Raw genomic sequence first — 18,666 nt, 5'->3', positions numbered from 1 at the left:
TCCCCGGGGGGTCGGGGGCGGGGCGTTACTGTTGCGTGCCCCGGGCGGGGCGGGGGAAACCGCCCCGCCCGGAGTTCTAGGCGGTGGCCGCGTCCCTGCGCAGCCGGAACCAGTAGAAGCCGTGACCCGCCATGGTCAGCAGGTACGGCAGGTCGCCGACCGCCGGGAATCGCACCCCGCCGAACAGCTCCACCGGGTAGCGCCCCTTGAACCGGCTCAGGTCGAGTTCGGTGGGTTGGGCGAAGCGGGAGAAGTTGTGCACGCACAGCACGATGTCGTCGTTGCCGTCGCCGGTGAGGGGTGCCTCGCGCAGGAAGGCGAGGACGGCCGGGTTGGAGGAGGGGAGTTCGGTGTAGGTGCCGAGGCCGAAGGCGGGGTTCTGTTTGCGGATCTCGATCATCCGGCGGGTCCAGTGCAGCAGCGAGGAGGGCGAGGACATGGAGGCCTCGACGTTGGTGACCTGGTAGCCGTGGACGGGGTCCATGATGACGGGGAGGGAGAGGCGGCCGGGGTCGCAGGAGGAGAAGCCGGCGTTGCGGTCGGGGGTCCATTGCATGGGGGTGCGGACGGCGTCGCGGTCGCCGAGCCAGATGTTGTCGCCCATGCCGATCTCGTCGCCGTAGTAGAGGATCGGGGAGCCGGGCAGGGAGAGCAGCAGGGCGGTGAAGAGTTCGATCTGGTTGCGGTCGTTGTCCAGGAGGGGGGCGAGGCGGCGGCGGATGCCGATGTTGGCGCGCATGCGCGGGTCTTTGGCGTATTCCGCGTACATGTAGTCGCGTTCTTCGTCGGTGACCATTTCGAGGGTGAGCTCGTCGTGGTTGCGCAGGAAGATGCCCCATTGGCAGTTGGCGGGGATCGCGGGGGTCTTGGCGAGGATCTCGGAGACGGGGTAGCGCGATTCGCGGCGGACGGCCATGAAGATGCGGGGCATGACGGGGAAGTGGAACGCCATGTGGCATTCGTCGCCGCCGGAGGCGTAGTCGCCGAAGTAGTCGACGACGTCCTCGGGCCACTGGTTGGCCTCCGCCAGGATCACCGTGTCCGGATAGGCGGCGTCGATCTCCTTGCGGACCCGCTTGAGGAACTCGTGGGTGGCGGGCAGGTTCTCGCAGTGGGTCCCCTCGGCCGCGTAGAGATACGGCACGGCGTCGAGCCGGAAGCCGTCGATGCCGAGGTCCAGCCAGAACCGCAGCGCCGAGATCATCTCCTCCTGGACGGCGGGGTTCTCGTAGTTGAGGTCGGGCTGGTGGGAGAAGAAGCGGTGGAAGAAGTACTGCTTGCGGACGGGGTCGAAGGTCCAGTTGGAGACTTCGGTGTCGACGAAGATGATGCGGGCGTCGGCGTACTGTTTGTCGTCGTCGGCCCACATGTAGTAGTCGCCGTAGGGTCCGTCGGGGTCTTTCCTGGATTCCTGGAACCACGGGTGCTGGTCGCTGGTGTGGTTCATGACGAAGTCGATGATGACGCGCATGCCGCGTTGGTGGGCGGCGTCGACGAATTCGACGAAGTCGGCGAGGTCGCCGAACTCGGGGAGGACGGCGGTGTAGTCGGAGACGTCGTATCCGCCGTCGCGCAGGGGGGATTTGAAGAAGGGCGGCAGCCAGAGGCAGTCGACTCCGAGCCATTGCAGGTAGTCGAGTTTGGCGGTGATGCCTTTGAGGTCGCCGACGCCGTCGCCGTTGCTGTCCTGGAAGGAGCGGACGAGGACCTCGTAGAACACGGCGCGTTTGAACCACTCGGGGTCGCGGTCCTTGGCGGGCGTGTCCTCGAAGGTGTCCGGAACGGGCTCGTTGACGATCATGTTGTGGGTGACCCTCCGATCTGCGGGTTGGACGGTCGCAGGACGGTGAGGACGTGCGCGGGCCGGGTGCCCGGTTCGAGGCGCACGTAGTTGGCCCTGCCCCAGTGGTAGGTCTCGCCGGTGAGCTCGTCGCGCACCGGCACCGACTCGTGCCAGTCCAGGCCGAGTTGCGGCATGTCCAACGACACCGTCGCCTCCTGGGTGTGGTGGGGGTCGAGGTTGACGACCACCAGAACCGTGTTCGAACCGCTTCTGTCCGCGATCCTCTTCGAGTAGGCGATCACCGCTTCCTTGTCGGTGGGATGGAAGTGCAGGTTGCGCAGTCGGTGCAGGGCGGGGTTGGCGCGGCGGACGGCGTTGAGGCGGGTGACGAGGGGGGCGATGGTGGTGCCCTCGCGTTCGGCGGCGTCCCAGTCGCGGGGTTTGAGCTGGTACTTCTCGGAGTCGAGGTATTCCTCGGAGCCCTCGCGCAGGGGGGTGTTCTCGCACAGTTCGTAGCCGCTGTACAGGCCCCAGGTGGGGGAGAGGGTCGCGGCCAGGACGGCGCGGATCTCGAAGGCGGGGCGGCCGCCGTGCTGGAGGTAGGCGTGCAGGATGTCGGGGGTGTTGGCGAAGAGGTTGGGCCGCATGTAGGAGGCGGCCTCCCCCGACAGTTCGGTGAGGTACTGCGTCAGTTCTTCCTTGGTGTTGCGCCAGGTGAAGTAGGTGTAGGACTGCTGGAAGCCGATCTGGCCCAGGGTGTGCATCATCGCGGGGCGGGTGAAGGCCTCGGCGAGGAAGATCACGTCGGGGTCGGTGCGGTTGACCTCGGTGATGACGCGTTCCCAGAAGACGACCGGTTTGGTGTGGGGGTTGTCCACGCGGAAGATGCGCACCCCGTGGCCCATCCAGTGGCGCAGGACGCGGACGGTCTCGCCGATCAGGCCGTCGAGGTCGGCGTCGAAGGCGACGGGGTAGATGTCCTGGTACTTCTTCGGCGGGTTCTCGGCGTGCGCGATGGTGCCGTCGGGGCGGTGGTGGAACCACTCGGGGTGCTTGTGGACCCAGGGGTGGTCGGGGGAGCACTGGAGCGCGAAGTCGAGGGCGATCTCCAGGCCGAGGTCGCGGGCCTGCCCGACGAACCAGGTGAAGTCCTCCAGGGTGCCCAGATCGGGGTGGACGGCGTCGTGGCCGCCCTCCGGCGAGCCGATGGCCCACGGCACCCCGACGTCGTCGGGCCCGGCGTCGAGGGTGTTGTTGCGGCCCTTGCGGAACGTCGTCCCGATCGGATGGATCGGCGGCAGGTACACGACGTCGAAACCCATCGCGGCGATGGCCGGCAACCGCCGCGCGGCCGTCCGGAACGTCCCGTGCGGAGTCTGCGCCGTCCCCTCCGAACGGGGGAAGAACTCGTACCACGAGCCGTACAGCGCCCGCTCCCGCTCCACCAGCAGCGGCAACGCCTGCGACGCGGTGACCAGCTCCCGCAGCGGATACCGGGCCAGCACCGCGTCCACCTGCGGCGTCAGCGCCGCCGCCAGCCGGGAGACGGCCGGACGGGACTCGTCGCGCAGCGCGTCGGCCGCCGTCCGCAGCACGGTCCGGCCCGCTTTCTCCGGGACCCCGCCGACCGCCCGTTCGTACAGCCGGGCGCCCTCCTCCAGGACCAGTTCCGTGTCCATGCCCGCGGGAATCTTGATCTCCGCGTGGTGGCGCCAGGTGCCGACCGGATCGCTCCACGCCTCCACGGTGTACGTCCAGTGGCCCGGCGCGTCCGGGGTGACGTCCGCGCCCCAGCGGTCGGTGCCCGGGGCGAGCTCGCGCATCGGCGTCCACGGGCCGGGTCTGCCCTCAGGATCCCGCAGGACGACGTTGGCGGCGACCGCGTCGTGCCCTTCCCGGAACACGGTGGCCGAGACCTCGAACGTCTCACCGGTCACCGCCTTGGCGGGCCGGCGCCCCTGCTGGACCAGGGGACGGACGTCGAGGACGGGTATGCGCCCCACGGCGGTGCCGCCGCAACTCTCGGTCCCCTCGCGGCTCCGGGGCGCCTGCGGGCTCCGGGGGGCCTCGGGATCCACGGCGGCCTCGGCCTTCCCTAGGCCCTTGCCGCTCTTGCCGCTCTTGCTGTTCTTGTCGCGAGGCGTCGGGGGTGATGACGGGTGGTGCCTTGCTGGCATGACCGCTCCTGTCCGCATCGAACGGGGGGTAGGCGGATGGATGTGGTGGGGAGGGGGTCCTGCGGAGGAGTACCGGAGGAGCCTTCCACCCTATTCGGGTGTGCAATCCGGCGCTTTGTTAACTACTCGTGCGCGTTTCTCCACACAAGACCGGCCATGTCCGCGGCCGACCGGGCCCGCCCCGGGGCTCTGCCGCCCGGAGAGCGGGCCCGGCGGAACGCCTCCGGCGGACCCGGCCCCCGGCCGCCGACCCTGCCGTCCGCCGCCGCCCACGGCCGCCGCGTGCCCGGCCTGCGCGGACGCGGCCCGCGCCCGCCCGGCCGCTCCCGTCGCGGTGCCCGGCGGGGGCGGCCGGGACACCCGGGACACCCGGCGCCGTGCGCCGTGCCGTCCGCCGCGGCGCACGCGGGCGGGACGACGGCCGCAAGGGCCACGCCGCGGGCGGGACGACGGCCGAAAAGACGACGCTCGTGACGACCGCGGCCGGCCCACCGCCCGGCGCAGACGCCGTGTCCGCGTCCGTGCCATGGTTCGAGTTCCCCTCCTCGACTCGGCGCACGACGGCGGCACGGGCGTCCGTGACCCCTGTGGCCCCGCCGGGGTACGCCACTGCGCAGCCTCTCGTGCGGGGCGGCAGGTCACAAGGTGGCCTACCGGGACGAAACAGGTTTCGGCCCGTTGTCGTGGGTCGGTCCGAAAAGCATGGGTACGGGGGCGGCCAGCCCTCAGCGGGGGCCGCTCCGACGCCGGTACCGTCGTAGACGACGTGGACGCACACCGCCGTGCGTCTGTTCCTCACGCACGCCGAGGTGGAATGTGAAGGCGATCCGTCGATTCACCGTCCGGCCCCTCCTCCCCGAACCTCTCAGGCCGCTCAGCGACCTGGCGCGCAACCTGCGCTGGTCCTGGCACGCGGAGACCCGCGACCTCTTCCAGTCCGTCGACCCCGAGCGCTGGGCCCTCTCCGACGGGGACCCGGTCAGACTGCTCGGCGGCCTGCGCGCCGCGCGCCTCGCCGAGCTCGCCGACGACCGGCGCTTCCTGCGCAGGCTCGGTGCCGCCGCCGACGACCTGCACGACTACCTGACCGGCGACCGCTGGTACCAGGCACAGCCCCGCTCCGCCGGGCTGCCCGCCGCCGTCGCCTACTTCTCACCCGAGTTCGGCGTCACGGCCGCGCTGCCCCAGTACTCCGGCGGTCTCGGCATCCTCGCCGGCGACCACCTGAAGGCCGCCAGCGACCTGGGCGTCCCGCTGATCGGCGTGGGGCTGCTCTACCGGCACGGCTACTTCCGCCAGTCGCTCTCCCGGGACGGCTGGCAGCAGGAGCACTACCCCGTCCTCGACCCCAACGAGCTGCCCGTCAGCCTGCTGAGGGAGGACGACGGCACCCCCGCCCGGATCTCCCTCGCCCTGCCCGCGGGCCGGCAGCTGCACGCCCGGGTCTGGCTCGCGCGGGTGGGCCGGGTCCCGCTGCTGATGCTCGACTCCGACGTCGAGGAGAACGACTTCGGCGAACGCGGGGTCACCGACCGGCTCTACGGCGGCGGCAGCGAGCACCGGCTGCTCCAGGAGATGCTGCTGGGCATAGGGGGTGTCCGGGCCGTACGCACGTACTGCCGCCTGACCGGCCACGCCCCGCCCGAGGTCTTCCACACCAACGAGGGCCACGCGGGCTTCCTCGGTCTGGAGCGGATCGCCGAACTGTCCGACACCGGGCTGGACTTCGACTCCGCGCTCGAAGCCGTCCGGGCCGGCACCGTCTTCACCACACACACGCCCGTCCCGGCCGGCATCGACCGCTTCGACCGCGAGCTGGTCGCCCGCCACTTCGGGCCCCAGGCGGAACTGCCGCGCATCGCCGTCGACCGCGTCCTGCGGCTCGGCATGGAGACCTACCCGGGCGGTGAGCCGAACCTCTTCAACATGGCCGTGATGGGCCTGCGGCTGGCCCAGCGCGCGAACGGCGTGTCGCTGCTGCACGGCCAGGTGAGCAGGGAGATGTTCGCCGGCCTGTGGCCCGGCTTCGACCCGGAGGAGGTACCGATCACCTCCGTCACCAACGGCGTCCACGCCCCGACCTGGGTCGCGCCCGAGGTGCTGCGCCTCGGCGCCCGCCAGATCGGCCCCGGACGCACCGAGGACGCCCTCAGCGTCGGCGGCTCCGACCGCTGGGACGCCGTCGCCGACATCGCCGACCAGGACATCTGGGAACTGCGCCGCGATCTGCGGGAGCAGCTGGTGGTCGAGGTGCGCAAGCGACTGCGGGCCTCCTGGCGCCAGCGCGGCGCGGGGACCGCGGAACTCGGCTGGATCGACGGCGTCCTGGACCCGGACGTCCTCACCATCGGGTTCGCGCGCCGGGTCCCCTCGTACAAGCGCCTGACGCTGATGCTGAGGGACCGCGACCGGCTGAGGGACCTGCTGCTGCACGCGGAGCGGCCGGTCCAGATCGTCGTCGCGGGCAAGGCGCACCCGGCGGACGACGGCGGGAAGCGGCTGGTCCAGGAACTGGTCCGGTTCACCGACGACCCCCGTGTCCGGCACCGGATCGTCTTCCTGCCCGACTACGGCATGGCGATGGCGCAGAAGCTGTACCCGGGCTGCGACATCTGGCTCAACAACCCGCTGCGGCCCCTGGAGGCCTGCGGCACGTCCGGGATGAAGGCGGCGCTCAACGGCTGTCTCAACCTGTCCGTGCTGGACGGCTGGTGGGACGAATGGTTCAAGCCCGACTTCGGCTGGGCCATCCCCACCGCGGACGGCATCGGCACCGACCCCGACCACCGCGACGACATCGAGGCGGCGGCCCTCTACGACCTCCTCGAGCAGCGCATCACCCCGCGCTTCTACGAGCGCGGACGGGCGGGCCTGCCGGACCGCTGGATCGAGATGGTCCGCCAGACCCTCACCCTGCTCGGCCCGAAGGTGCTGGCGGGGCGCATGGTCCGCGAATACGTCGAACGGCTCTACACGCCCGCCGCCCACGCGCACCGGACGATGGTTCCCGACACGGCGCGCGAACTCGCCTCCTGGAAGCAGCGGGTGCGTGCCGCCTGGCACGCGGTGCGGGTGGACCACGTCGAGACGGCGGTGGCCACCACCAACGCCGAGCTCGGCAGCACCCTCGCCCTGCGGGTCCGCGTCGGCCTCGGCGACCTCACCCCCGACGACGTCGAGGTGCAGGCCGTCTCGGGCCGGGTCGACGAGGAGGACCGCATCACGGACGCGGCGACGGTCCCGCTGAAGCCGGCGGGCGGCCCGGACATGGAGGGCCGCTGGCTCTACGAGGGCCCGCTCTCCCTGGACCGGACAGGCCCCTACGGCTACACGGTCCGCATCCTCCCGTCCCACCGCCTGCTGGCCTCCGGAGCGGAACTGGGCCTGGTGGAAGTACCGTCCGAGGACGCGACGGAAGGAGCGGGAGTCCTCCTGCGCTGACCGCCCTCGGGGGGCGCCGCCGTCGACGACGCCGGCGCCCCCCTTTCTCTCGACGCCTCCCCGGCGGGCTGGCATAGGCTTTGGCGCTCGGTTGTCCTACACACAGAGAGGCCGAGGGCGCGTGTCCGACAGATCTTCCGAGGAGCACAGATCCGGTTCGGACAAGGGGGAGGGGGACAAGGGCGGGGGGCCTTCGGGGGCCGACGGTTCCATATCCGACGAGGAGTGGGCGACGTTCCTCCGGGAGAGCGCGGCGGGCATACCCGACTCCGCTCCCAAGGAGCCGTCCGCGCGGGCCCGTATGGTCACCGAGCGGCTGCGGCAGCAGGAGGCGCGGGGCGAGCTGCCCGAGGGCTGGCGCAGCGTACCGGACCTGCGGGGGACGACCGCCAGGGCCCGGCGCAAGCGGCGGCTGTGGATCTTCCTGGGGCTGCCCGTCGCCGTCGCGCTCGCGGCCGTGGCCATGCGGCCGTCGCTGCTGCCCGGCGACCCCTTCGGCACCGGCGGACACGAGCCCGCCGTCGCCGCGTCGCCGCTGCCCGCCGAGACGGCGGCACCGAGCGGCGCGCCCGCCGCCGTCGACCCCGAGACACCCACCCTCGCCCGGCCGTTCGCCGGCTCACCGGCCGCGCAGTGGGCCGACGGTGCGGCCGGCATCGTCCTGCCGAAGGCGAAGTCCGTCGGGAAGCTGTCCGGGGCGCAGGTCGAGCAGGCGCTCGAGCGGACCAGGAAGCTCCTGATCGACGCCAACCTGGACCCCGTCACCCTGCGCGGCGGACGCCCCGAGACCGCCCTCGCGTTGCTCGACCCCCATCAGAAGGACCTGCTGGACCGGCTGACGACCGCGCTGAAGAAGCCGGACAAGAACCACGACCCGCTGTCGATGTTCAGCCGCTTCGACCCCGCGCAACTGCGCCTGGCCGGCTCGGTGGTCAAGACGCGCGGCCGGATGACGTTCGCCGCCGGCGAGCGCGCCTCCCTCGTCGTCCACGCCGACTACACCTTCGTCTACCCGCTGACGCGCGTCGACAAGGACGCCCCGCCCGAGGTGGTGCGGACCATCGTCCGCCGGGTGCTCGACATCGAGGTCTACGACCCCGCCAAGTACGTCGCCACCCCGGGGAAGCTCTCCGTCGCGAAGTACGACGAGAACATCGGCAACTCGGCCTGTGACGTCTACGACGGCTATCTGCACCCCGCCTTCTCGACGAACGGGACGACGGACGAGCCCACCGGCGCGCCCGCGACCGGGCCGACCACCGATCCGTACGACCGCAGCAAGGAACTCGACGACAACCGTGAGGACGGCTGCGGCGTGGTGTCCCGTACCTGAGGGGCACCCGGAAAACTCCTGGCGGGCCTCGAACGGGAGGGCTACGCTTCCCGGCGATGACTACTCCTTCTGTCGACAGATCGGGGGACCCGTCCGCGCAAGGTGAGTGCTGATGCTCACCCCCACCGCGAACGAGGATTCCCGCCTTTCCTTCTGGCTGCGCGTGCGCGAGTTCGCCGTGCCGGCCTCCATGATCGAGACCGCGACCGCCCGTCGCCGTGCCGGCGACTGGGCGGGGGCCTGCGCCGCGGCGGGCATCGACGTCGATCTCGACCTGCGGACCGTGGCGCGCGAGCACGGCCGCGACCTCACCTCCCGGCTCCGGGCCGACCTGCGTCACCTGGCGCCCGACCTGCTGCGCTGGCACATGCCGAGGGTCGCCCCCGACGGGCTGCTGCGGCCCGGCGTGACCGTCTCGCTGGCCCGGTACGCGGGCGGCGGCGCGGGGCGGGACGACACCCGGTGGCCCGTGCACCTCGTGGTCCGCACCCCGCCCGCCTGGGCGGATGCCGGACAGCGGTTCAGCCTCGGCCTGTGGGACGGGTCCCACGACGCCCGCGCGCACCCCCATCCGCGGCCCAGCCGGCGGTTCCGGCTCGACCTGCACCGTCACCTCTGGGACGCACGCCGGGCGGACGAGCTGCGGGTGCGGGCCGGGAACGGCGGCGGCACCCTGCCGGGCCCCGGGCCGGCCGTGCCCGACGGGCACGGCTGCGCCGTCGACCGGTGGGCGGACGAGGCCGGGATCCTGCTGCGGGCCGGGGCGCCGACCCGGGACGGTCCCGCCACGGGGGCCGTCCTCGTGCGGCTCGGAGGGCGGCAGCGGCTGGTGCTCGGCGTCGGCCCAGGTCCGGGCCCCGCGGTCGGCTTCGGCACCGTCCCGGGATCCGGCCCCGCCGTCGGCCTCGGCACCGGGCCGGGTGTCGAGGTGCCGGGGCCGCGGATCCTCACCGCCTCCGCCGGTGGCGGGCGCGGGAGGTCCCTGCCGGTCCTGCCGGACGCGGCGACCTGGGTGCCGCCCGATCTGGAGCTGATCCGCGCCGGTGCGATCTCGGCCGACCGGCTCCATCCCCTCGTCGCCTCGGCCCTGACGCCCGGTCGGCTACCGGACCCGGCGGACCCGGACCGCCCGCCGGGTCCGGCCCCGGCACCGGCCCGGGGCGGCGCACGGCAGCATGTCGTGGACTGCCGGGGCGAGCCGCACCGCATCGGGCTGGTCGACGGGGTGCTGGCCCCGCTCGACCACGGCCCCGACGAACTCCGGCGCGAGGAACTGCTGGCCGCGCTGACCGGCACCCCGCTGCCCTGTCTTCAGGCCGTCGACGACGCCCATCGCCGCCCCGACTGCCTCACCGGAGTACGCGAACGCCTCGTCCACGGGGACGTCGACGGCGCCCTGGACGTCGTGGAGGGGCTGCTCGGACCCGGGGCCGTCCTGCGGGACGGCCCGCTGCGGGACGCCCTGGAGACGGCCGCGCGGCGCCGGATCTCCTACGGCCTGTTCCGCGCGGGCCTGTCCGGGCCCGGGCCCCACCGGCACCGCCCGGGCCCCACCCGTCCCGCGCACCACCGCTCACACCCCCGCCACACGATTTCCCGCTGACCGCCCGTCGACCGCCCGCCGACCGGTGACGCCGTCGCCCGGCGGTTGCGCAGCGCCCGTTCTCCGGGGCCACGCCCCGCGCCCCCATGCCCCTCCACACACCCGAAGGTGATCCCTCATGCCCACGCGCACCCCTCCGGACCCCACCGACAAGCCCTTCGCCCCGGCCGGGACGGCCCGCCCTGCCGGTCCCGCCGACCCCGCCGCCTCTCAACTCGACGTGGCCGCCGATCTGTCGGCCCTGCTGCGGGATTCCGCCACCGAGCCCCGTCCCGACACCCAGCTCGAAGCGCTGACGCTGGCGGTCGCCGCCGACCTGCCCGTGCTGCTCTGGGGCGAGCCGGGCATCGGCAAGACCGCGGCCCTGACCCAGCTCGCCGCCTCCCTCGACCTGCCGCTGACCACCGTCATCGCCAGCGTCCACGAGCCGTCGGACTTCTCGGGACTGCCCGTCCTCGGGGACGATCCCGCCGTGCAGGGCGTGCCGCTGGCCCCGCCGGACTGGGCGGTGCGGCTGGTGCGGGCCGGCAAGGGGCTGCTGTTCCTCGACGAGTTGTCGACCGCGCCGCCTGCCGTGCAGGCCGCCCTGCTCCGTCTGGTGCTCGAACGCAGGATCGGCTCCCTGCGACTGCCGCCCGGCGTGCGGATCGTGGCCGCCGCCAACCCGCGGTCCTCGGCCGCCGACGGCTGGGAACTGAGCCCGCCGCTGGCCAACCGGTTCGTCCATCTGCAATGGACCCACGACCACGAGGTCGTCGTACGCGGTCTCGGCGGGACCTGGCCGCGGGCCACGCTGCCCCGGCTCGACCCGGAACGGCTCCCGCAGGCCGTGGAGTTCGCCCGCCGCGCGGTGTGCGGGCTGCTCACCGCACGCCCCGCGCTCGTGCACCGGCTGCCGAGCGCCGAGGCGCGCCGGGGCGGGCCCTGGCCGTCGCCCCGGAGCTGGGAGATGACCCTGGTCCTGATCGCCTTCGCCACCGCGGCCGGCTCCTCCCGGGACGTGCTCTCCCAACTGGTCAGGGGCACGGTCGGGGACGGGCCCGGGCTGGAGCTCCTCGCGAGCCTGGACCGGCTGGACCTCCCGGACCCCGAGACGCTGCTCGCGGACCCGGTGGCCGCCGTGCTCCCGGAGCGGGGCGACCTGCGGCAGGCCGTGCTCGACGGTGTGGTGGCGGCGGTCCGCGCCCGGCCGGACCGCCCCCGCTGGGACGCGGCGTGGGCGCTGCTGGTCAAGGCGGTGGAGACGGGCGCCCCCGACCTGGTGGTCGTCCCCGCGACGACCCTGGCCACCCTGCGCCGGGAGGACTGGGACGTGCCCGTCTCCATCGAGAGCCTCGCGGGCGTCGTGGCCCTGTCCCGGCGGGCGGACCGGGCGGCGGGCCGGGCGACCGCGCGGATCGCCGCGACGACGCGGACGGGCCGGTGACCCCGCCCACGACGCCACCGGTGTCACAACGGCCCCCGGCCCCGGTGCTGGACCTCGACAAGTTGCTCGCCGCCCGGCTTCAGGCCGCGCGGGCGCGGCCCTATCTGGCGACCGCGCTGTTCGCCCTGCACGTCGTCGCGTCGCGGCAGGTGCCGACCATGGGGGTCGACCGGCACTGGCGCTGCTACGTCTCACCGGCGTTCGTGGACCGGACACCGGTGGAGGAACTGGCTTCGGTGTGGGTGCACGAGGTGTCGCACCTGCTGCGCGACCATCACGGGCGCAGCGACCGGGTGGCCCGGGAGCGCGGGCTGACGGGGCCGGGGGAGCGGCTGCGGATGAACATCGCCGCCGACTGCGAGATCAACGACGACGCGTTCGGGGACGGGCTGGTCGAGCCCGAAGGCGCCGTGCGCCCCGCCTCGTTGGGGCTGCCCGACGGGGAGCTGATGGAGGAGTACCTGACCCGGTTCCGGCTCGGACCGCACACCGAGGGGCTCGCCTGGCTGGACTGCGGCAGCGGCGCCGACGGACTGGACCGGGAGTGGGAACTGGGTCCCGACGGCGCGTGCGGGCTCAGCCAGGAGGAGCGGGACGCGGTGCGGTTCCGGGTGGCGCAGGGCATCAACGGCAGTCCGGGCTCCGCTCCGCGGCAGTGGAAGCGCTGGGCGGAGGAGGCCTTCCATCCGCCGCAGCCCTGGCGGGAGTTGCTGGGCGCGGCCGTGCGTTCGGCGGCCTCGGGTCCTGGCGCGGGCGAGGACTACGTCTACGGCCGCCCCGCGCGCCGTTCGGCGGGGCTGCCCGGTGTCGTCCTGCCGAGTCTGCGGCGCAGGCCGCCCCGGGTGTGCGTGGTGATCGACACGTCGGGTTCCGTCAGCGACACCGAGCTGGGCAGCGCGCTGCTGGAGGTCGCGGCGATCGCCCGTGCCGTGGGCGGCCGGCGCGATCTGGTCACCGTGGTGCCCTGCGACGCGGCGGCCCGGGTCGCGCACCCGCTGTGCCGCTCCGAGGGGATCCCGCTGCTGGGTGGCGGCGGCACCGATCTGCGCACCGGCTTCGACAGGGCGCTCGGGACGAGGCCCCGTCCCGACGTGATCGTCGTCCTCACCGACGGGCAGACCCCCTGGCCGCAGAGCCGCCCGCCCTGCCGCACGGTCGTCGGCCTCTTCCCGCGGGGCGCCGCGGCCTACGACGAGGAGGACCCCGACTACGTCCCGGACGACCCGCCCGCCTGGGCGCGGGTGGTGGAGATCGGCGCTGCGGCGCGGTGACCCGCACGGCCGGGCCGGTACGCGGTCGCGGCCGGCGGGGCAGGGGCGCCACCCGGAGGGCACAGGGGACGGACAGTCCGTCACAATGATCCGCACAGGATTCCGGAGCGGTGGACGGGCGGGGCGGGGCACGTGAGCGGAGAAGGACCGGGCGGCGCGGGGCGACCGGGGAGACAGGGGAGTCCGCGAGCGGGGCGGCTGCGGTGGGCGGTGACGGGGACCGCCGTCGCCCTGGTGGCGCTGGGCGTGGCGGGATGCTCGTCGGCCGGTGCCAGCGGCGGCGCCGACCCGGCCGACGGGGCGAGCGCACCGGCCGCCGCCTCGGTGTCCGCGCCGGCGGGTTCGCCGAGCGGTCCCGCCGCGACGAGCCCGGTCCCGGGCCGGACGGCTGCCGTGTCCCCGACACCGACACCGACACCGACCCCGCCCGCGACGCCTGCGCGGTCGAAGACCCCCGCTCCCCGCAAGGAGGCTGGCGGGGGCGGGGGCGGGGGCGGGGGCGGCGGTTCCACCGGGTCGAACGGGTCCGGTACCACGGACGGCGGTTCGGGTGCGAAGGGCTCCGTCCCGCAGAACCCCCACCGTGGCTCGAATCCGCCGCCCGCCCCGGCCCGTCCGGCCCCGACGCCGGAGTGGACCTCGGCGCAGTGGAAGCCGGGGGACCCGGCGAAGACGGTGGCCCCGGCGCCCCGTTGAGGCCGGACGCCCGCGGGCCGCTCCCCGGCGGCGGGCGGGTGGCGACGTGCCCGGGAGGGCTTTGGGCTACGACTCCTCGCCGCCGCTGAGCCCCCGCAGTACCGTCCCGCACCGCCGGGCGTACGCCTGTTGCAGGCCCCTGGTGGCCGGGCCGCCCATCTTCGCGTACCACTTGGCGGCCCGGCTGAAGGCGGAGACCGTCAGCCACACCGTGCCGTCTCCCGTGCGGTCGACGACGAAGGACTCCTCGCCGCATTCGGGGTGGCCGGGCAGGGTGCCGTAGGCCCAGCCGGCGCGCCGGTGTTCGTCCACCGTCCAGACCACCCGGCAGGGGGCCCGTATGAGGCCCGCCACGGTGACCGTGACGTCGACGTCGGGGGCCGCCCGCTGCGCCGAGGTGTCGATGCCGACCCCCAGCGCGCGGTGCATCTCCCACGTCATGACCGCTTCGGCGGCGCGGCGGAAGACCTCGTGGCCCTCGCCGAGGCGGGTGCGGACGTGGAGCGGGCGGAAGCCCTCGGGGCAGTGGCCGGGCAGGTCGCGGGTCGCGCCGACGTCGGCGTAGGTGAAGTCCTGCAAAGACATGGGGCCCAAGCGTAGGGCGGCACCCGGGACGAGAACGTCCCGGGTGCCGCCCTGTGCGCACTGCGTCCGCGTCAGCTGACGTTGACGCCCGTCCAGGCCGCCGCGACGGCCTTGTACTCGGTGCTGGTGGAGCCGTACAGGGCCGAGGCAGCGCTGAGCGTGCCCGTCCGCGCCGACTTGTAGTTCGTCGTCGACGTGAAGTAGGTCGTCAGGGCCTTGTACCAGATCTGGAGCGCCTTGGCGCGGCCGATGCCGGTGACCGCGGTGCCGCTGTACGTCGGCGAGTTGTACGTGACGCCGTTGATCGTCTTGGAGCCGCTGCCCTCCGAGAGGAGGTAGAAGAAGTGGTTCGCGACGCCGGACGAGTAGTGGACGTCCTTGTTGCCGACGGTGGAGGACCAGTAGTCCGACGAGCCGCCGTCCTTGCTGGGCTTGTCCATGTAACGCAGCGGCGTGCCGTCGCCGTTGATGTTGATCTTCTCGCCGATGAGGTAGTCGCCGACGTCGTTGGAGTTGGCCGCGTAGAACTCCACGCCCGTGCCGAAGATGTCGGAGGTGGCCTCGTTGAGGCCGCCGGACTCACCGCTGTAGTTCAGGCCCGCCGTGTTCGAGGTGACGCCGTGGCTCATCTCGTGGCCGGCCACGTCCAGCGAGGTCAGCGGGTGGGTGTTGCCCGAGCCGTCGCCGTAGGTCATGCAGAAGCAGCTGTCGTCCCAGAACGCGTTGACGTACGCGTTGCCGTAGTGGACGCGGGAGTAGGCGGCGACGCCGTTGTTCTTGATGCCGCTGCGGCCGAAGGTGGACTTGTAGAAGTCCCAGGTGACCTGCGCGCCGTAGGCGGCGTCGACGGCGGCCGTCTGGTCCGTGGTGGAGCTGGAGGCCGCGCCGGTGCCCCACGTGTCGTCCGCGTCGGTGAAGAGCGTGCCCGCCGAGGAGGTCGTGGTGTGCGACTTGTTGTACGTCTTGTGGCCGCCGCGGGTGCCGTCGGTCAGCTGGTACGTCGAGCCCGACAGCGTCGTGCCCAGCGTGACCGTGCCCGAGTAGAGGCTCTTGCCGGTGCCGGTCTCGATGCCCTGGTACTCGTAGAGCTTCTTGCCGGTGGCCGCGTCGGTGATGACGTGCAGCTCGCTCGGGGTGCCGTCGTCCTGGAGACCGCCGACGACCGTCTCGAAGGCAAGGACCGGGGTGCCGCCCGCGGCCCAGATCACCTTGCGGGGTGCCTGGTCGGCCGAGGTGGACTCGGAGCCCACGGCCTTGGCGGCGGTGAGGGCCTGCTTCTCGGCCTTGGCCGGGGCGACCTTCGCGGTCAGCGTGGCCACCTTGATGGTGGCCGGGTTGGCCTTGGTGACGCCCTTGGCCGCGCCGCTCGCGGACTCGTGGACGACGAGGTCGCCGCCGAGGACCGGCAGTCCGCCGTAGGTGCGCTCGTACCGGGTGTGGACCGTGCCGTCGGCGTCCTTGACGACGTCCTTGACGACCAGGGCCTCCTTGGTGCCGAGGCCTATGGTCCGGGCGGTCTCGGGAGCGTCGGCCTGCTGCTGCTTGATGAGCGTCGTGCGGGCGGCGGCCGACAGCTGGACCGGTGCGGCCAGCGGGGCGGACTTGCCGCCGGCCTCAGCCGGGGTCTGGGCGGCGGCGGTACCGGAGGTCAGTCCGGTGGTGACCAGGGCTCCGGCCGCGACGGCGGTGGCGATGGCCAGAGTGGTGCGCTTGTGACGCGCGTAGAGGGAGGTCACACAAGCTCCTTGGGTGTGGGGGTGCCCGGTCGGCGTGGGGCGGCCGGCCGTGGCGGCTGTGAAGTTGTGCGGCGGGTGACACGAAGACTGGCATCAAGGCGCGTACATGTCAGGACCCCGAAGTGATGTTGGCCGAAAACCGTCTACCGAGTGAACATTGCCGGAATGTAAACGGACTTGACCTCGGTAAAAGGCCAACAGGGCGTGGGTATGGCGGCGGTAAAAAGCGGGTGCCGTCCCGGAGGGGTGGGACCTCCGGGACGGCACCCTGTGCGCTGCCTTGCAGACGTCTGTGCGCGGCCCGTGCGGGCGCGCGGCCTACGGGAAGGTCAGCTTGAAGCTGTTGATGTAGCCGGTGTCCTGGGCCGCGTTGTCCTGGACCCGCAACTTCCATACACCGTTGGCGACTTCGGAAGACGCGTTCACGGTGTACGTGGTGTTGATGTTGTCCGTGCTGCCGCCGGTGCCGTACGCCTTCAGCGTGTACGCCGAGCCGTCGGGGGCGACCAGCTGCACCTGGAGGTCACCGATGTAGGTGTGCACGATGTCGACGCCCACCGCGAGGTTCGAGGGCGCGTTGCCGGTCCGGCCGGAGACGGTGACCGAGGAGGTCACCGCCGCCCCGTTGTCCGGAATCGATACGTCGGCCGTGTTCTCGAACGAGGTGCCTCCGCCGCCGCCCCCGCCGGACCGGGCGCCGACCGCGACAGCGGCCCACGCGTCCTGCACCGCCTTGTACTCGGTGGAGGTCGTGCCGTACAGCTCGCCCGCCGCCGCGAGGGTGCCGGTGCGCGCCGCCGCGTAGTTGGTGGTCGAGGTGAACTTGGTGCTGAGCGCGCGGAACCAGATCTTCTCCGCCTTGTCCCGGCCGATGCCGGTGACCGGAAGGCCGTCCGAGGTCGGCGAGTTGTAGCTCACGCCGTTGATGACCTTCGCGCCGCTGCCCTCGCTCAGCAGGTAGAAGAAGTGGTTCGCCGGGCCGGACGAGTAGTGGACGTCCACCGACCCGATCCCGGAGTACCAGCTGTCCTTCGACGAGCCGTCCTTGCTCGGCTTGTCCATGTAACGCAGCGGCGAGCCGTCGCCGTTGATGTCGATCTCCTCGCCGATGAGGTAGTCGCCGACGTCGGAGGAGTTCTGGGCGTAGAACTCGACGGAGGTGCCGAAGATGTCCGAGGTGGCCTCGTTGAGGCCGCCGGACTCACCGCTGTAGTTGAGTCCCGCGGTGTTGGCGGTGACGCCGTGCGTCATCTCGTGGCCGGCCACGTCGATGGCGGTGAGCGGGTGGGTGTTGCCCGAGCCGTCGCCGTACGTCATGCAGAAGCAGCTGTCCTGCCAGAACGCGTTGACGTAGTTGTTGCCGTAGTGGACCCGGGAGTACGCGCCGACCCCGTCGCCCCTGATGCCGGAGCGGCCGTGCACGTTCTTGTAGTAGTCCCAGGTCAGGGCCGCGCCGTAGTGGGCGTCGGCGCCCGCGGTCTCCGTGTTCGACGCCGCTCCGTTGCCCCAGGTGTCGTCCGGGCCCGAGAAGAGGGTGCCGGTGCCGGAGGTGCCCCGGTTCAGGTTGTACGTCTTGTGTCCGCCGCGTGCCGCGTCGGTCAGGTTGTACGTCGAACCCGACTGCGTGGTGCCCAGGGTGACCTGGCCGCTGTACATGGTGTTGCCGATGCCGGTCTCGACGCCCTGGTACTCGTAGAGCTTCTTGCCGGTGGCCGCGTCGGTGACGACGTGCAGCTCGTTGGGGGTGCCGTCCTCCTGGAGGCCCCCGACGACCGTCTCGTACGCCAGGACCGGGGTGCCGTTCGCCGCCCAGATCACCGTGCGCGGCGCCCGGTTGAGGGCCGGGCTCTCGGCGCCGGCCGCCGTGGCGAGGCTCAGCGCCTGCTTCTGCGCCTTGGCCGCGCTGAGGGCCGGCGAGAGCGAGGCGACCTTGATGGCGGCCCGGGTGGCCTTGGTGACGTCCTCGGTGGCGCCGGACGCGGCGGTCTGGACGACGAGGTCGCCGCCGAGGACCGGCAGTCCGCCGTAGGTGCGCTCGTAGCGGGTGTGCAGGGTGCCGTCCGCGTCCTTGACGACGTCACGGACGACGAGCGCCTCCTTGGCGCCCAGGCCCAGCTGCTTGGCGGTGGCCGCCTTGCCGGCGTCCGCCTCGTGGATCAGCGCGGCGCGCTGGGCGGGGGTGAGGCGCACGGACTCGGCGCCCGGGTTCGCCCGGCCCGCCTGCGGCGTGCCCTCCGGGGCCGCGACCGCGGCGCCGGACTGTACGGCGGCGGCGATGAGCGCGCAGACGCCGACGAGGGCGACGGCCGCGGCGCGACGGGGGGTGTGGGGGGTGCGTCTGCGAGAGAGACTGCTGCTCAACACTGACTCCTTCTGCGCGGCCGCGGGTCACGCGGCCAGGGGAGACCCGACGGCGGGTGAGCCGTGCGGGCACGACAGAGGCGGTACGCAGAACAAAGGCGGAACGTGGAGCGTGCGCATGGAGCGGGCGTAGCTGTGGGGTTGCTGTGAACCAGCAGTGGGAAGAGTGGCAGTGGATTGCGCTGTCTGTCAGGAGCGCGTCAGAAAGTTGGCCGGAAACGGTTCGTTGTCCGGGAATTCATGTTCGATATGCG

General features: G+C 72.7%; 10 protein-coding genes. 5 read left to right on the top strand and 5 right to left on the bottom strand.

What is annotated here, in order from left to right; all coding sequences use genetic code 11:
- Window positions 1-76: 76 nt before the first annotated feature.
- Window positions 77-1,801, bottom strand: coding sequence for a maltose alpha-D-glucosyltransferase (treS, locus tag Saso_RS34190; RefSeq protein WP_203833577.1), 1,725 nt, complete (start codon window positions 1,799-1,801; stop codon window positions 77-79).
- A complete protein-coding gene (locus Saso_RS34185; protein ID WP_203833576.1) occupies window positions 1,798-3,960 on the bottom strand; it encodes an alpha-1,4-glucan--maltose-1-phosphate maltosyltransferase in 2,163 nt (720 codons plus the stop codon). Before Saso_RS34185 ends, treS begins: the two co-directional genes overlap by 4 nt.
- 816 nt (window positions 3,961-4,776) lie before the next feature.
- Here Saso_RS34185 and glgP point away from each other — a divergent pair.
- The 5 genes from glgP to Saso_RS34160 all read left to right on the top strand — a co-directional run bounded on the left by glgP (window position 4,777) and on the right by Saso_RS34160 (window position 13,034).
- Window positions 4,777-7,401, top strand: a complete 2,625-nt coding sequence (gene glgP / locus Saso_RS34180) for an alpha-glucan family phosphorylase (RefSeq protein ID WP_189926836.1) — start codon at window positions 4,777-4,779, stop codon at window positions 7,399-7,401.
- Between the two features lie 121 nt (window positions 7,402-7,522).
- On the top strand, window positions 7,523-8,734 hold the full coding sequence (locus Saso_RS34175) for a hypothetical protein (RefSeq protein WP_229901481.1): 1,212 nt from the start codon (window positions 7,523-7,525) through the stop codon (window positions 8,732-8,734).
- A gap of 112 nt (window positions 8,735-8,846) precedes the next feature.
- Window positions 8,847-10,337, top strand: a complete 1,491-nt coding sequence (locus tag Saso_RS34170; protein ID WP_189926834.1) for a hypothetical protein — start codon at window positions 8,847-8,849, stop codon at window positions 10,335-10,337.
- Window positions 10,338-10,455: 118 nt separating this feature from the next.
- Window positions 10,456-11,763, top strand: a complete 1,308-nt coding sequence (locus tag Saso_RS34165; RefSeq protein ID WP_189926832.1) for an AAA family ATPase — start codon at window positions 10,456-10,458, stop codon at window positions 11,761-11,763.
- Complete coding sequence (locus Saso_RS34160) at window positions 11,760-13,034, top strand: vWA domain-containing protein (protein ID WP_372442529.1); 1,275 nt, start codon at window positions 11,760-11,762, stop codon at window positions 13,032-13,034. Before Saso_RS34165 ends, Saso_RS34160 begins: the two co-directional genes overlap by 4 nt.
- A gap of 762 nt (window positions 13,035-13,796) precedes the next feature.
- On the opposite strand, the gene Saso_RS34155 is transcribed toward Saso_RS34160, so the two are convergent.
- From Saso_RS34155 to Saso_RS34145, 3 genes are all read right to left on the bottom strand, one after another.
- Window positions 13,797-14,315 (bottom strand): DUF1990 domain-containing protein, encoded by a 519-nt coding sequence (locus tag Saso_RS34155; RefSeq protein WP_189926830.1) that lies wholly within the window; start codon window positions 14,313-14,315, stop codon window positions 13,797-13,799.
- 71 nt (window positions 14,316-14,386) lie between these two features.
- Window positions 14,387-16,051 carry a M4 family metallopeptidase gene (locus Saso_RS34150; RefSeq protein WP_189926829.1) on the bottom strand — a complete coding sequence of 555 codons (1,665 nt, stop codon included), beginning with the start codon at window positions 16,049-16,051 and terminating at the stop codon, window positions 14,387-14,389.
- Between the two features lie 318 nt (window positions 16,052-16,369).
- A complete protein-coding gene (locus tag Saso_RS34145) occupies window positions 16,370-18,415 on the bottom strand; it encodes a M4 family metallopeptidase (protein WP_372442528.1) in 2,046 nt (681 codons plus the stop codon).
- Between the last annotated feature and the right edge of the window lie 251 nt (window positions 18,416-18,666).

Source organism: Streptomyces asoensis (assembly GCF_016860545.1).
Taxonomy (GTDB): Bacteria; Actinomycetota; Actinomycetes; order Streptomycetales; family Streptomycetaceae; genus Streptomyces; species Streptomyces asoensis.
This window is presented reverse-complemented; position numbering and strand designations above follow the sequence as displayed.